This is a genomic window from Vibrio sp. 10N.261.46.A3 (assembly GCF_041472995.1).
GTDB lineage: Bacteria > Pseudomonadota > Gammaproteobacteria > Enterobacterales > Vibrionaceae > Vibrio > Vibrio coralliirubri.
On the sequence record NZ_JBFRRH010000101.1, the window covers coordinates 41,360 to 55,531 of the forward strand.

Genomic DNA, 14,172 nt, shown 5'->3' on the forward strand with positions numbered 1-14,172 from the left:
ATTTAGATTTAACTCTACGTGTGGCATATTTGTCATATGTTTAGTTTGTGCTTTGAGTTGAGGAGATAGATATTATGTATGGAAGTGAGAAGACGAGAGCGTTCTGCAGTAACTGTAAGGAACTGACACTGCACAAGTACACTATGTTCAGTAACCAAGCCGAAAAAGCGCCACAACATGAAAAGAAGCCTGGGTTGCTTGGAATGATTTTATCGTCGCCACCTTCGAGTGGCGGAAACGGTGACTATAAATGTACAAAGTGTGGAACCAATTTACATACGCCAGACAACCTTGATTAGCCTTTAATCTACTTAATACTTCAACATTCTTCTGTTTCCATTATCCGTTTTTGTTTGATAATAATTCAAATTGTACCGTGTTTTTCATTGAATGAACTTCCAGTAGCCTATGCGAATAGTTAATTATTGGGTATTCAAATGACACAGTATCAGTTCCAACAAGGGCCTATTCGTCCACCTTCAGAAGCGGATAGCTTATTGATTCGTACCACCCAAGGTTGTCCTTGGAACAAATGTAAATTCTGTACACTGTTTGAGGGGATGGAGTTTGCAATTCGTCCCGTTGAAGAGATTAAGAAAGACATTTGGGCTGCGAAAGCGTTCTATAAGAACCGTAAGTTTGAGACCTGTTTTCTGCAAGACGGTGATTCATTCACTATGGATACCGAAGACTTGCTGGATGTGTTGAATACACTCAAACAAGCCTTCCCAGAGTTAAAGCAGATCAGCTCTTATGGACGAGCGCAAAGCATGACTAAGAAGTCGCCTGAAGAGATGAAAGCCATCTGTGATGCAGGACTCAACATGCTTTATTGCGGTATGGAGTCGGGGTCTATTGATGTTTTGAAGCTGATGAAAAAAGGCATTACACCGAAGTCTATTTTGAAATCGACCGAATATGCGAAGCAAGCGGGTATGAAGATGATGACCTTCATTATCCTAGGCTTGGGTGGTAAAGAATATTCGGCGCAGCATGTTGAAGAAACGGCGGCCTTACTTAACCAAATCAACCCAGATGAAATACGCATTCTGTCGCTTGCTGTGAAGTCTGGAACCGAATTGGATGAACTGGTGCAGAATGGAGAGTTCACGCCGCTTAGCGAACGTGAAATGCTTGAAGAACAATATCAACTGATCAGTAAACTAAACAGCGTGACGGGCAACTATGGTAACTATCACGGTATTAATTTGTTGATGGAACTGAACGGACAGTTGCCACAGGATAAAGCGAAGTTCTTAGCGACAATAGACCGTTTCAATATGATGAGTGAGAATGACCAGAATAACTTTATCTTGGGACGTCGCATTCATTACTACGCGGCATTGAAAGACATGGATAACCAACTTATGTACGATTCTGTACAAAGAGAGCTTAATCGTATTCAAAAGCAAAACGCCGATGAACTCGACAATGTGTTTTATCAACTCCGTCAACGCATGATCTAGCAGCAAGGACTAATAACATGATTAACCTCGTTAACTGGCAAATCAGAAATGAAAACCCTGAACATTGGTCTTTGGAAAACGGCGTGCTGACGTTGCAAGTGCAAGAGGGCAATATCTTTGGTGCGGGTTCAGCTGATGTTGATAATATCTTCGTTCATCCAGTATCTAGCTCGGATTACAGCACAGAAGTGACGGTTCAATTAGATCCAAACCGTGCATTTGAACAAGCCGGCTTAGGTATTTACTGGGATAACGACAACGACATTAAAGTGAGCAAAGAGATGTTCATGGGCGAGCGTTCATTGGTGTTCGTTGTAGAACAAAATGGTCAGCCACAGATCAAGGAACGTCTGTTGTTTAGTGAATCTAGTGTGTCGGTTAAGCTTCTCAAGCAAGGCGGAAAAGTCAGCGCTCATTTCCGTCCGTTAGAAAAACAACAGTGGCAGGAAGTGATCACGTTTGATTCGTTAGTAGGCAGTGAACAGGGTGTGATGCTTTATACGTTCAGTGGCAGTAAGGCGACGCCTAATTTCGCCAAGTTTAGTGGCTTTAGTTTGTCTTACGCTTAATAAGCTTCCTTAGAGTATAAAAAAACGGACCGATATTGCTACCGGTCCGTTTTTAAATTCTTCAAGTCAAAGCGCTTATGCACAGCACTTCTTGTATTTCTTACCGCTGCCGCAAGAACATGGGTCGTTACGGTTAGGGGCCTTTTCAAACGTCATCGTCTTTGGCTTGTTCAGTAGAGTATCAAGCTCGATGGTGTTCTCTTCTTTGTCTGCGTCGACTGTAACAGTAACGAAGATAGTATTTTCAGCGGCTAGTGCTTCAACTTCTGCTTTGCGCGCTTCAGTTTGAACCATTACAGCGATTGGAGATTCTTCAGTACCCGCTTTTACATCGCGGTTTACGTTGTAGCCAGCAAGAACGTGGTTCTGTCTTGTTTCGATACGGCCTTTGAAAAATAGTTTCGACATTGGGTACTCATTAAAAATGTTGAATGGCGCTATTTTTAACGGCGATAGCGCAATGGAGCGGGGATTATACGCATATATTGCAATTGATAAAGCAGTGATGTGAACAAAGGCTGTTTGGTTATTGTTTGCTAGTAACGGTTTGTTCTCTAGCTTTGCTCCTATTCGACAAATTTCGAAATTCAAGACAATAAGATTTCCCTCAATAGGCTTATGAATGATAAATTAAAATTATTAATTGAAACAAAGAGATAGTGTATGAAGTTAGATGCCATCCTGTGGGATTACGATGGAACCTTAGTTAATTCCGTTCCAAAGAATATCGCTATCACAAAAGACATTATCTCGTTAGTCGCGCCACACTTGTCAGGTGACAACTTACCTAAATATTTGCTCAGCGAAGCGCTTTATCATGAAGCCAACCACGGCGCTAAAAACTGGCAAGCCTTATATGTCGACTATTACGGCTTATCCCATGACGAAATGTTGATCGCTGGTGGAATGTGGGCAGAGCATCAAGAGAAAAACCAAACAGCCGTTGCCTTGTTTGAAGGAATGGAAACCATGGTTAATCAGTTTGCTCATCTTCCACATGGGATCTGCTCTCAAAACTCTCAATTGAATATTCGTGGTGTGCTCGACAGTTATGGCATTGGCGATTTGTTTAAATCGGTAGTGGGCTATGACGATGTCTCGAACGGCAACCAAAAACCCCATCCATTTGGTGGTGTGAAATGTGTCGAGAACATATTTGGCGTTGTTCATACCAACGAGCTTTGTTTGATGTACATCGGTGACCACGAAGCGGACACACAATTTGCTCGCAATATTGAAGCCGCGCTGGGTAACAACGCAAAAGTGATTGCCGTAGCCGCAGGTTATAGCCGATCGAAACCTGAAAATTGGCAAACCAAGCCCGATTACATTGCTAACAGCGTCGATGATCTTTTAACGATCATTAGCAAGTACGCATAACGAAGCAGACGTTTAAAAACCACCACACCTGAATGACTTTAAGGAAGAATAATGACACCAAAACAAGTGGTATTAGGATTTTGGGATGCAATGCGCAGTAACGATTTTGCAAAGGCGAGTGAATGGCTAGCCACAGATTTTGAAGGCTATTGGCCTCAGTCGTCTGAATTGACTGTAGGGCGCGACAACTTCACGGCAATCAACTTTGAATACCCAGCCAATGGTGTTTGGGAGTTCACGCTCAATTCGATAATCTGTGAAGGTGATACGGTAGTAACGGACGTTTCGGTTACAGACAGTGTATTGAAAGACCGAGTGATCACCTTTCACACGGTCGTTGATGGTTTAATTCAAAAGCAAACTGAGTTTTGGCCAGACCCATTTGAAGCGCCGGCGTGGCGATCGCAGTGGGTTCAGGTTGTATCAAATAATCATATTGCGTCGAAAAAGTAAGTATTAGGAGGTTTCATTGAACAAGGTAGTGATTGTAACCGGCGGAAGCCGAGGCATTGGCGCAGCGACATCTAAATTGTTGGCCAGCAAAGGCTATGCTGTATGCGTTAACTTCATACACAATGAGTCGCGAGCTGAAGAGCTTGTTAATGATATTCGTGAACAAGGCGGAACCGCCATAAGCGTGCGTGCGGATGTGTCTGTTGAATCGGACGTGAAATCCTTATTTGAGATTGCACGTAACAAACTGGGCCCAGTGACTCACTTGGTCAATAATGCCGGGATCTTGTTTACTCAGTCACCATTGGTTGATATTGAATTGGATCGCTTTGAAAAGGTGATGAAGTCCAACGTATCAAGCTGCTTTCTGTGCAGTAAAGCCTTTATCAAACAAGCTGATGGCGCGGGTTCGATCGTCAATGTATCGTCTGCCGCTTCTCGCACAGGCGCACCGTTTGAGTATGTGGATTATGCTGCATCGAAAGGTGCGATGGATTCACTGACCAAAGGCTTATCGCTTGAATTGGCTTCACGCAATATCCGAGTAAATGGCGTAAGGCCGGGTTGTATTTATACTGAGATGCACGCAGACGGCGGAGAGCCTGATCGCGTAGACAGACTCGCTTCGCAGTTACCGTTACAACGAGGTGGTACACCAGAAGAAGTCGCTAACTCTATCGCATGGTTATTGTCAGACGAAGCGTCGTATGTCACCGGCTCGTTTATTGATATTGCGGGCGGTCGATAGGGCGCGTTGCCCTTTACACTAAGATAAACCAGTTAAAACCATAAACACGCAACAAAAGTACCTAACTAAAAGAACGAAACTAAGAGTACAAAAATGAAAAACTATTTTGAGAGCCCGTTTGTTGGAAAGTCACTTAAAGAGCAAGTGACCAACCCAAACATCATCGTGGGCGAGCACAGCTATTACTCGGGTTACTACCATAACCACAGCTTTGATGACTGTGCGCGTTACCTATTACCGGATAGAACCGACATCGATAAGCTGATCATTGGCAGCTACTGCTCGATTGGTTCTGGCGCAGTCTTCATGATGGCGGGCAACCAAGGCCACCAAAACCAGTGGGTGAGTACCTTCCCGTTTTTCTATCAAGACGATGAGAAGTTTGAAGGTGCGATAGACGGCTTTGAACGCTCGGGTGATACCGTGATTGGTAACGATGTGTGGATTGGCACAGAAGCCATGATCATGAGTGGTGTTAAGGTCGGTGACGGCGCCATCATCGCAAGTCGAGCTGTTGTGACTAAAGACGTTGCACCATACTCGATTGTGGGTTCAAACCCTGCGCGTCACATCCGTTTTCGTTTCAATGAAACTGAAGTCGCTCAGTTGCTAGAAATGAAATGGTGGGAGTGGAGCGAAGAACAGATCAAAGGCGCAATGTCGTTGATGTGTTCTTCAGATATCGATGGGCTTTATCAATACTGGAAAGCGCTCAAGTAATTACTGTTCCCAGAGCGCTTAGTCTCATCGTTGCCGCGTTTAGTTTATCGCTTTGGTTTATCGGGTAAGCACAGCGTAATGAATTAGATGCCTGCACCGACTTGGAAGTAGAGGGCGGTATCTTCTTCACTGAACGCAATATCAATCCCTGAAATCAAACCATAGCGTCTTGCGATAAGGTAACGGAAACCGACGCCGTAAGCCGTGTGCGAGCTTTGATCAAACATGTCTTTATCGCTGTCGCCCGCATAACCAATCCCCGTAAACACCGCGGTTGACCAACGTGGTGTCCATTGTTTGCTTACTTGAACTTCTGCCGCGACCGTGTGCTCACCTTGATAGCGATTACGTGCGATACCTCTGAGTTCAATGTCTGGGTAATATTGAGGGGAAAGCACGCGTTCATTGGTCGACAATGATTTGTATTGTCCTCGCAATGCTAAATTCCACTCCTTGTTTAACTCCCAATAGTTCAGCCCTTCTAAATTAAACGTTTGGTAGGTGTAGTCACTGCCAATTGCATCACCAAACCAAAGGTATTCTGCGACATAGTTGTAGCCTTGCGTCGGATTCAAGAAGCTGTTCTTGCTGTCGTATTCGGCGATCAAACCTAAACCGGAAGAGGTCGGTGACGTGTTGCCGATGTTGTTTAAGATCTCTTGCGCTTTAGGGTGATTATTGAGTGAAAGAGTGGGCGCGAAGAATTGTTGAGAAAACCCAAGTAACCATTGGGTGTCGGGCACTCTAAATTGGAGTTTCTGTATCCCGCCCATGCCTTTGAGCCCTAGCTCAACACCTTCGTTTGGTTCAAGTGGAGCCAAGGCGTTCGGAGAGCTTTGTCGATAGAAGGTCATGTTGATATCGCCATAACCCAAGCCACCAAGGTAGCGTATTGAATCTTCCTTCCAGCTGCGCTTGTGACCAACAAACGCCATCCAAGTGCCATTCTCTGTCGCAAAGCCGCCAACCGCAGTGATTGCAGGAGTAAGAAGTTGCGCGCCGCCATCGATGGATTTTTCGGCGAGTTGTTTACGCGTGTTTTTTTGCTCTTCAGATTCGTGCATGAAGATGCCGGTGAAGCCGCCACCGTATCCTACCGCAGGCTCCGTAATAAGAATTGGGACAGGAAGAAAACCGTAGGCATTTTCTGCGAGGTATTCTCCCATATCGAGTTGGCCATCAATTTCATCGATAAAGCTGACGGCGTGTGTCGTCGTAGAAATCAGTATCAGGCTACTTAGTGCTAGGGGTTTAAAGGTCATAACATTCCGTATTATTCACTATCCATTAAATTGAGTGTAATCAATCAAATAGATAGCGCAATAGAACGGGGAGTATTAACCGAGATATCTGTTCAAAAGGCGATTGGAACAGCGTTTACTATTGGATCAGTTCTACGTACGTCAGAATATCCAGAGCATCTTGCTTAGTGATCACACCTTGCCACGCTGGCATACCTTGTTCTACATCGCCCTCTAAAATGTCATCTGCTAAAGAACTTGGACTGGCAAAAAAGCCGCTCAGTTTATTCGCGATGTTAGCGGGCTTGTGTGGTAATGAAGCTGCAGTAGGCCCGTCTCCGTGACCTTTGTCGCCATGACACACCTGACAAAGCTGTCGATACTTGGTTTTGCCATTGGCGAAGTGACTCGCATCGACTTCTGAGGCTGCACTCGCATTAAACGCCATCATTGAAGCGACTAAACCTAAGAAAGCTAACACGTGTAAATGGTTGATGTTTTTCATTGTTTTGTTCTCGATTATTATTTAACAATGAAAGAATAATCAGGTGTGAGTAAAAGAAACGTGAATGAGAAAGCTTGATTAATCCGAATTCGAACGTAGGTTTAGTTACGGACGACCGTCAATGTGATTTAGGTAAATGATTGATTATATGCATATTGCATAGTATGGCGTGTCGCATTAGCGTGGTGGATGAATTGGAGGGGTATTATGATTAGTTGCAACGATTACGATTATATTGAGATTGTGTGTATGCACCGATACCCAATCAAGTTAACGCTGAAGTCTGGCGAACAGATTGAATGTGTCGGGTTAGATACCCAGCGCAATGACAGCCGTGAAGAGTGCATTAAAGTCAGTATTCAAGGCGAACAACAACTTGTCGTATTAACTCAAATAGCGAGACTAGATGTCTGTGTCGACAACCCTCACTTTCAGCATGTTTCATTTAAAGCGTCATAGGTTGTCAAATGAATAACACGATAGAGCAACGCTATTGCACGGCGTGCCGAGAAGAGACACAACATGTCGTTATATTGGTTCGCAAGAAGAGTGCGTTTGCAGACAAACCTAACCAAAAGCGAAGTGAGTTTTGGGCAGGCGTGATAAAAGGTTGGTTCCTTGGCCCGTTTATCGCGTCAATGGATGAGTTTTCTCGTCACCTTGTCTGTGAAAAGTGTGGCCATAAAGAGATACAAGATTAGTCGCGTTATTTTACAAAACATTGGATTCAATACAGTTAGATCGTCAATTGGCTTAGGAATAAAACGAATGAAAGTAGAAACGATTGAAGCCGTCAAGGCGTATGGTTTTTCAGTAAGAACCACCAATACGGATGAGATGGACCCAGCAACAGCCAAGATAGGCCAATTGTGGCAGGGCTTTTTTGACCAAGCATTTCCAAAATTAACCCCGGATTCAAAAGTGTATGGTGTCTACACCAACTACGAGTCTGACTTTACGGGTGAGTTTGATGTTATTGCGTGTACTAATGCACTTACGGATCAGGATTTAGATGCGCTTGTAGAAACCGAAATACAAGCAGGTAAATACTTAACGTTTTCTGCTGAAGGTGAATTACCACAAGCTGTGATCGACTTATGGGGTGAAGTATGGGCGTATTTCAACGCTGCAGACTGTCCACATGTGAGAACTTACACGACAGATTTTGAACTCTACAAAGGTGAAACTGAAGTCGAGATTTCGATTGCGATTCAGTGACCAGTTTGAAATGAACAAAAGGCTTAGCTTAGACTGTGGTCGCTAGTTAAGAGACAGTAGTTAGCGGTAAATAGACAGCTAAGCCTTTGAATATATGATTATTACAAAGAAGATACAGTGTCACGTAATTATTTTATTACCCACGCTTTATCTATTCCAGAATTCCCCTAGATCACCCCAGATACCCTTAAGCCCCCCAAATTCTCTTAAGTCATCCAAAAAGACAATCTTGCTTGGTTTCATTCCACAGAGGGTATTGCTTCATTACTTGGGTGTAGAGCTTACTTTCAAGGTGCGCTCTTAACCAACGTCCAACGTTTTGGTATTCCGATTTCACAAACCACTTCTTTTCGACTTGTACAAACTGGCTGACAAAAGGCATTACCGCAAAATCGGCCAAGCTTGGGGTTTCTCCAAAAAAGTAGGGCCGATCGGTAAGTCGTGCTTCTAACTGACTAATGAAGGTTTCGCAGGCTTGTCGGCGTTGTTCAACATCGATGTTTCGGTAACGAACCGATGCGCGATACTTTTCTAAGTGACCAATAAATTCTTCGTCGTTGGTTTTAATGAGCTGCTGAACTTGTTCGCTAAGCGTTGGATTGCTTGAACGTAGAAGATCTTGAGGATCATTTTGTTGAAGTGCCCAGTTCATCACATCCAAGCTCTGTTCAATGACTTGTCCATTGGGTAACACCAATACAGGGACTGTTCCTTTTGGCGAACTGGCCAATAGTTCGCTAGGCTTGTCTTTGGTAACGATTTCTCGAAGTAACACTTTTTGTTGTGATAGTGCGATGCCCATTCGTCCGCGCATTGCATAAGGGCAACGGCGCAAAGAATAAAGGATAGGTAGATCGGATTCGTTCGGCATTATTGAGGTCATTTAGTTTGAAAAGTGTTGTACGGTGGTAAAGAGATCGTGATGTGGGTAGAATACGCGGCTTAAAAATTATAAGTAAGTGAGCGACTTCAAAAATGAGCAGAAAAATTGAGTTATTAGCCCCAGGTGGCGATGTAGAAGCGATAAAAGCCGCCATCGTAGCGGGTGCTAATGCAGTTTATTGTGGTTTAGACACATTCAACGCTCGTAACAGAGCCTCTAACCTATCGTTAGACGAATTGAATGGTGTGATTCGCCTTGCTCATGAATACGGCTGTGAAGTGTTCCTGACTCTTAACGTTGTGCTACTGGAGCATGAGACTAAGAGCATCACCAAACTGCTGAACCAGCTTGTGAACACCAAAGTGGATGGCATCATTGTTCAAGACTTGGGTTTATTCAACCTAGTTAAGAAGCATTTCCCATCATTAGACGTTCACGCGTCGACTCAGTTAACCACGCACAACGAAGGCCAGATTAAGTTCTTGTCTAAGATTGGCGCGACACGCGTTAACTTGTCTCGTGAATTGAACCTGCCTGAAATCAAGATGCTGACGGAAGTGGCACACGATCACGACGTATTAACCGAAGTGTTCGTACACGGCGCTCTGTGTATTGCATTCTCTGGTCAATGTTACTCAAGCTCAGTAAGTGTGGGTAACTCAGGTAACCGTGGTCGTTGTAGCCAAGCGTGTCGTGATGAATACGAAATCACCAACGCGGGCAACAAGTTCCCACTTAACCTGAAAGATAACTCAGCTTATTACGACCTACCTGAATTGGTTGATGCGAAAGTCGACTCACTGAAAGTAGAAGGCCGTATTAAAGGCGCACACTACGTTTACACTGTGGTAGACACATGGCGTAAACAGATTGATAGCTTTGTAGAAAGTGGTTTATTGATCGAAGACGATTCGAACCTACACAAAGTATTCAACCGTGATTTCACCAACTCTTTCCTAAAGGGCAACCTAACGAAAGACATGTTCATCGATAACCCGCGCGACAACAGCATGAACTACGCTGTTGAGAAAGCGACGGAGCAGAACAACGAAATCTCAGTGGTACAGATTCAAGAAGTGACCAACGAACTTCACCAAGCGAAAGACGTTCTTGGTAATGAAATGCGTGACAAGATCGAGTTCCTCGATATTCGCAAGACACCAGTAGCCCTGTCGTTCAGCGCAAAAGTGGGTCAACCATTTACGGTGACTGTGAATACGCCAAAAGAGAACTTTACCCTTCAATCTAAATCGCTATTGAAAGCGGTTGAAGAGAAAGCGATCACTCAAGAGCTACTTGAGAAGCGATTCAAAAACGTGAAGAGTGCGGTCCACACGTTAGAAAGCCACAACTTCAGTGAAGTGGATGCAGGCTTGCTGATTCCTCTAAAAGAAGTTTCGGACCTGAAAGACGAGATCGACTTCATTCTGAACGGCTCTGTGGAAGTGATTAAGCACGTTGAAGTGCCAGCACTGCCTCAGCACCCTAAAGTGAACGAGAAGCCGACTATGTCGATGCTTATCGCGGATGTGGAAGACTTACACCTGTGTGATGTGACTGACGCGGATGTTTACTTCAAACTTCCAGAAAGCTTCAAGAAGCGTTGTAACAAGTACATCGACATCTTGGCAGCAAACCCACGTTTGATTCCTTGGTTCCCAGCGGTATTGATCGGTAAAGATTACGACGAAGCGGTTCGTATTCTTGAAGAGATCAAGCCAGCTCGCATCGTGACCAACAACACGGGTATTGCTTACAAAGCTTACGAGATGGGTATTGAGTGGGTTGCAGGCCCGTTCATGAACACAACCAACTCTCACGCATTGGTTACTCTGAAAGAAGAGCTTAACTGTGCTGGCGCATTCATTTCGAACGAGATCAACAAAGGTCAGATTCGTCATATTCGTCGCCCAGAGAACTTCAAGCTGTTCTACAGCATTTACCACCCAATCTTGATGATGACCAGCCGTCAGTGTTTCTTCCAAAGAACGGTAGGTTGTAACAAGCCAAGCATCGAAGCGGGTTGTATGTTGAAGTGTGAGAAAGCGACCACGATTACCAACGTGAAAGGCATCTCTTTTGCGGTTGATAAACAGAAGGGTGGCTACCCAAGCATTTATAACCACGAGCAGTTCTTGAACCATGATGCAGTAACTGACTTCTCTGGTTTGTTCGACGAGTTCTTCATTGACCTAACCAACATCGGTGCGGGTTCGAAAGAAGTACAAGATAAAGTTGAGCTTATCAAGCACTTCGAAGCGCTACTCAACGGCGTCGAAGGTTCACAACAGAACCTAGAGCAGATGGTTGAAGTTCGCACTAATGCTCAATACGTGCAAGGTTTATAACGCTTAACCGCTCAAAGCACTCTAAACCAATAAACAAAAGGCCACTCAATCGAATGGCCTTTTTAATGTCTGAAACTTTCTGAGTCTTTATCAATCAGCGAATACGTTATTCCGTCACTGTTTCTTGTTTGAAGCATGGGCTCTTCAACGTGTTCATCTTTTCGATTTCATTGGTTAAGCGCAGCGAGAGCAGGGCTTTTTGGTTCGAAGCAAAATCAAACATCACGATGGTCGCAGTGCCAACGGTCGTTAGTTTCTGTTGAGCCTTACTGACAATCGCGTATTCCATGGTGAATCGGTCATCTTGAATGTCGGTAACACGTGAGCCGACCATCAAGGTATCTGGATACGTGACTGGGCGGAAATACTTACAGTAAGTGTCACCAAGAACAGGGCCAACTTTGGTAATCGCCATCTCTTCCATCAGCTCAACGTGCTTGAAAAAATCTAAGCGAGCGGTTTCGAAATAGCGAAAATATACAGCGTTGTTAACGTGATTGAGTGCGTCCATTTCTCCCCAAGCGACAGGGATTTCTGTTACTACCGGGTAGTCAGATAATAGTGCTTCCATGCGAACTCTCTTATTCTTATCTGTGTAATTAACGTTATCGACTTATCCTTCATCGGAATAAGTTGTTATTGGAATAAAAACCCTACCGCTAAATTAACAAAACTGCAACACGTGTGATTTAAGTTTTTGAAGCTTGAAACCACACTATGTCAGTGACTTAGTTGCACATCCACTCAATGATTACGCACTAAGGTGTTTGAATTGCAGCTCAACCAAGCGTTGGTACAATTCGCAGCTATTGATGAGAGACTGGTGGTCGCCGATGTCTACTAGCTGTCCTTTATCGAGCACCGCAATCTGGTCGGCGTGTTTAATTGTTGATAATCGATGGGCGATAATGATCGTCGTTCTGCCACGCATTAACTCTTCTAACGCTTGTTGTACGTGATGCTCACTTTCGCTGTCTAGTGCGCTGGTTGCTTCATCCAACAATAGAATATTTGGATCTTTCAAGATGGCACGAGCAATCGCAATACGTTGTCTCTGTCCACCAGAAAGCCTTACACCACGCTCACCAAGAAAGCTGTTGTAGCCATCAGGTAGGTTTTGAATAAACTCATGCGCGTGTGCTTTCTTCGCCGCTTCGATAACTTGTTCGTCTGTTGCCTGCGGGTTGCCGTAACGAATGTTATGGAACACATCGTTGCTGAACAGAGCAGGTTGCTGCGGCACCAATGCCATCTGCTTTCTCAGCTCGTTAGGATCAAACTGATTCAGTTCAACGCCGCCTAACGTCACTTTACCCACTTGTGGGTCGTAGAAACGTTGCAGCAGTTCGAACAGGGTAGTTTTACCTGCGCCAGACGGGCCAACCAGTGCCAATACTTTACCTTCATGGGCAGTGAGCGTGAGGTTGCTTGTTGCGGGCTGGTCCGGTCTTGATGGGTAACAGAAGGTCACATCATCAAATGCGACTTCTGGTGTAACGTTAGCAAGCGAAGTTGGATTCGCAACTGGCGCAACAATATGGCTTTCAACTTGTAGGATCTCGATTAAGCGCTCGGTCGCACCTGCCGCGCGTTGCAGTTCGCCCATGACTTCTGAAATCGTACCTAATGACGAGGCAACCATGATTGCGTAGAACACAAACGCGGCTAAATCACCCGCCGACATGGTGCCGTTGATGACATCACTACCACCAACCCATAGCATGCCTGCGATAGCACTGAATACAATCACGATAACGCCAGAGATAAGAATCGCACGCTGTTTTACACGCTGGCGACCAATCTCATACGCCTTTTCAACTTCTACCGCGAATGACGCTTTCTCTTGCTCTTCACGGCTGTAGCTTTGCACGGTTTTAATGTGCTCAATCGCTTCACCTGCATAAGAACCCACATCAGACATCGAATCTTGGCTTTGGCGAGATAGGGCTCTTACACGACGCCCGTACACAAGAATCGGAATCAGGATAAACGGCACCGAGGCCAATACAATCAACGTCAGCTTAATATTGGTCGCAAACAGCATGATGATCGCACCAATACACATCAACGCGCTGCGCATCGCCATAGAGAACGATGAACCAATGATGCTTTGAAGCAGAGTAGTATCCGTTGTAATGCGCGACATGATGTCGCCACTGCCATTGGTTTCGAAGTAACTCGGGTGCAGTGTGACGACATGATTGAAAACCGATAAGCGAATGTCCGCACTCACACGTTCCCCAACAGAAGAAACCAAATAGAAGCGGAAGAAAGTACCAATCGAGATCAACACGACTACGACCATGATGAACTGAATTGCGCTGCCCAAATCTGAGAGTGATTGTTGGCTAAAACCTTGGTCGATAAGAAGGCGAATACCGTGCCCGACTGAAAGGGTTAAGCTCGCTGTGAAGATCAACGCGATCAACGCGGCAATAACACGACCTTTATAAGGCTGAATGAATTTACTCAGCTCAAACAAAATACTGAGGCTTTTTTTCTCAGGTTTGGCATCGGGATTCTTTTGAGTCTGTCGCTGGTTTGAGTCGAGCGTAGAAGAGACATCGTTTTGCATATGACTGCCTTAATGTGTTGTCGCTTTAAAAAATAGATGGCTTGTTGCTTATGGCTTATGGCTTAT

At 44.7% G+C, this 14,172-nt stretch carries 17 protein-coding genes; 11 read left to right on the plus strand and 6 right to left on the minus strand.

All coding sequences use genetic code 11. The features are described from left to right. Positions 1-74 precede the first annotated feature (74 nt). The 3 genes from AB4484_RS21115 to AB4484_RS21125 all read left to right on the plus strand — a co-directional run bounded on the left by AB4484_RS21115 (position 75) and on the right by AB4484_RS21125 (position 2,035). Positions 75-299: a hypothetical protein gene (locus tag AB4484_RS21115; RefSeq protein WP_372080243.1), complete on the plus strand. Its 225-nt coding sequence runs from the start codon at positions 75-77 to the stop codon at positions 297-299. A 138-nt stretch (positions 300-437) separates the two neighbouring features. Next, positions 438-1,466 carry a radical SAM protein gene (locus AB4484_RS21120; protein ID WP_372080245.1) on the plus strand — a complete coding sequence of 343 codons (1,029 nt, stop codon included), beginning with the start codon at positions 438-440 and terminating at the stop codon, positions 1,464-1,466. Positions 1,467-1,483: 17 nt separating this feature from the next. Further along, on the plus strand, positions 1,484-2,035 hold the full coding sequence (locus tag AB4484_RS21125) for a DUF1349 domain-containing protein (protein ID WP_372080247.1): 552 nt from the start codon (positions 1,484-1,486) through the stop codon (positions 2,033-2,035). Positions 2,036-2,110: 75 nt separating this feature from the next. Here the strand turns inward: AB4484_RS21125 and AB4484_RS21130 are convergent, their stop codons facing one another. Next, positions 2,111-2,443, minus strand: a complete 333-nt coding sequence (locus AB4484_RS21130; RefSeq protein WP_372080249.1) for a PBPRA1643 family SWIM/SEC-C metal-binding motif protein — start codon at positions 2,441-2,443, stop codon at positions 2,111-2,113. A 255-nt stretch (positions 2,444-2,698) separates the two neighbouring features. Between AB4484_RS21130 and AB4484_RS21135 the strand changes: the two genes are divergently transcribed. The 4 genes from AB4484_RS21135 to catB all read left to right on the plus strand — a co-directional run bounded on the left by AB4484_RS21135 (position 2,699) and on the right by catB (position 5,336). Continuing rightward, positions 2,699-3,415: an HAD family hydrolase gene (locus AB4484_RS21135; RefSeq protein WP_372080250.1), complete on the plus strand. Its 717-nt coding sequence runs from the start codon at positions 2,699-2,701 to the stop codon at positions 3,413-3,415. 51 nt (positions 3,416-3,466) lie between these two features. Next, complete coding sequence (locus tag AB4484_RS21140) at positions 3,467-3,868, plus strand: nuclear transport factor 2 family protein (RefSeq protein ID WP_372080252.1); 402 nt, start codon at positions 3,467-3,469, stop codon at positions 3,866-3,868. A 16-nt stretch (positions 3,869-3,884) separates the two neighbouring features. Continuing rightward, complete coding sequence (locus AB4484_RS21145) at positions 3,885-4,616, plus strand: glucose 1-dehydrogenase (RefSeq protein WP_012604011.1); 732 nt, start codon at positions 3,885-3,887, stop codon at positions 4,614-4,616. A gap of 93 nt (positions 4,617-4,709) precedes the next feature. After that, positions 4,710-5,336, plus strand: coding sequence for a type B chloramphenicol O-acetyltransferase (gene catB, locus AB4484_RS21150; RefSeq protein WP_372080254.1), 627 nt, complete (start codon positions 4,710-4,712; stop codon positions 5,334-5,336). A gap of 83 nt (positions 5,337-5,419) precedes the next feature. Here the strand turns inward: catB and AB4484_RS21155 are convergent, their stop codons facing one another. Continuing rightward, entirely contained in the window at positions 5,420-6,598 is a 1,179-nt protein-coding gene (locus AB4484_RS21155) for a glyceraldehyde-3-phosphate dehydrogenase (protein WP_372080256.1), read from the minus strand. Between the two features lie 118 nt (positions 6,599-6,716). Further along, a complete protein-coding gene (locus AB4484_RS21160) occupies positions 6,717-7,082 on the minus strand; it encodes a cytochrome c (RefSeq protein WP_052878388.1) in 366 nt (121 codons plus the stop codon). A 207-nt stretch (positions 7,083-7,289) separates the two neighbouring features. On the opposite strand from AB4484_RS21160, the gene AB4484_RS21165 reads away from it, so the two are divergent. The 3 genes from AB4484_RS21165 (at position 7,290) to AB4484_RS21175 (ending at position 8,300) form a co-directional block, all read left to right on the plus strand. After that, the gene (locus AB4484_RS21165) at positions 7,290-7,541 is read left to right on the plus strand and encodes a Rho-binding antiterminator (protein ID WP_372080258.1); all 252 of its coding nucleotides are present in this window, start codon (positions 7,290-7,292) and stop codon (positions 7,539-7,541) included. An 8-nt stretch (positions 7,542-7,549) separates the two neighbouring features. After that, entirely contained in the window at positions 7,550-7,783 is a 234-nt protein-coding gene (locus AB4484_RS21170; RefSeq protein ID WP_050052510.1) for a hypothetical protein, read from the plus strand. A gap of 67 nt (positions 7,784-7,850) precedes the next feature. Next, on the plus strand, positions 7,851-8,300 hold the full coding sequence (locus AB4484_RS21175; RefSeq protein WP_372080260.1) for a GyrI-like domain-containing protein: 450 nt from the start codon (positions 7,851-7,853) through the stop codon (positions 8,298-8,300). 211 nt (positions 8,301-8,511) lie between these two features. Here AB4484_RS21175 and AB4484_RS21180 read toward each other — a convergent pair whose 3' ends face one another. Then, positions 8,512-9,102 (minus strand): glutathione S-transferase, encoded by a 591-nt coding sequence (locus AB4484_RS21180; RefSeq protein ID WP_372080270.1) that lies wholly within the window; start codon positions 9,100-9,102, stop codon positions 8,512-8,514. Between the two features lie 173 nt (positions 9,103-9,275). On the opposite strand from AB4484_RS21180, the gene AB4484_RS21185 reads away from it, so the two are divergent. Further along, the gene (locus tag AB4484_RS21185) at positions 9,276-11,531 is read left to right on the plus strand and encodes a peptidase U32 family protein (RefSeq protein WP_372080262.1); all 2,256 of its coding nucleotides are present in this window, start codon (positions 9,276-9,278) and stop codon (positions 11,529-11,531) included. 106 nt (positions 11,532-11,637) lie between these two features. Here AB4484_RS21185 and AB4484_RS21190 read toward each other — a convergent pair whose 3' ends face one another. After that, a complete protein-coding gene (locus AB4484_RS21190; RefSeq protein WP_017063915.1) occupies positions 11,638-12,102 on the minus strand; it encodes a thioesterase family protein in 465 nt (154 codons plus the stop codon). Positions 12,103-12,282: 180 nt separating this feature from the next. Continuing rightward, on the minus strand, positions 12,283-14,106 hold the full coding sequence (locus AB4484_RS21195; RefSeq protein WP_048611124.1) for an ABC transporter ATP-binding protein/permease: 1,824 nt from the start codon (positions 14,104-14,106) through the stop codon (positions 12,283-12,285). Positions 14,107-14,172 lie beyond the last annotated feature (66 nt).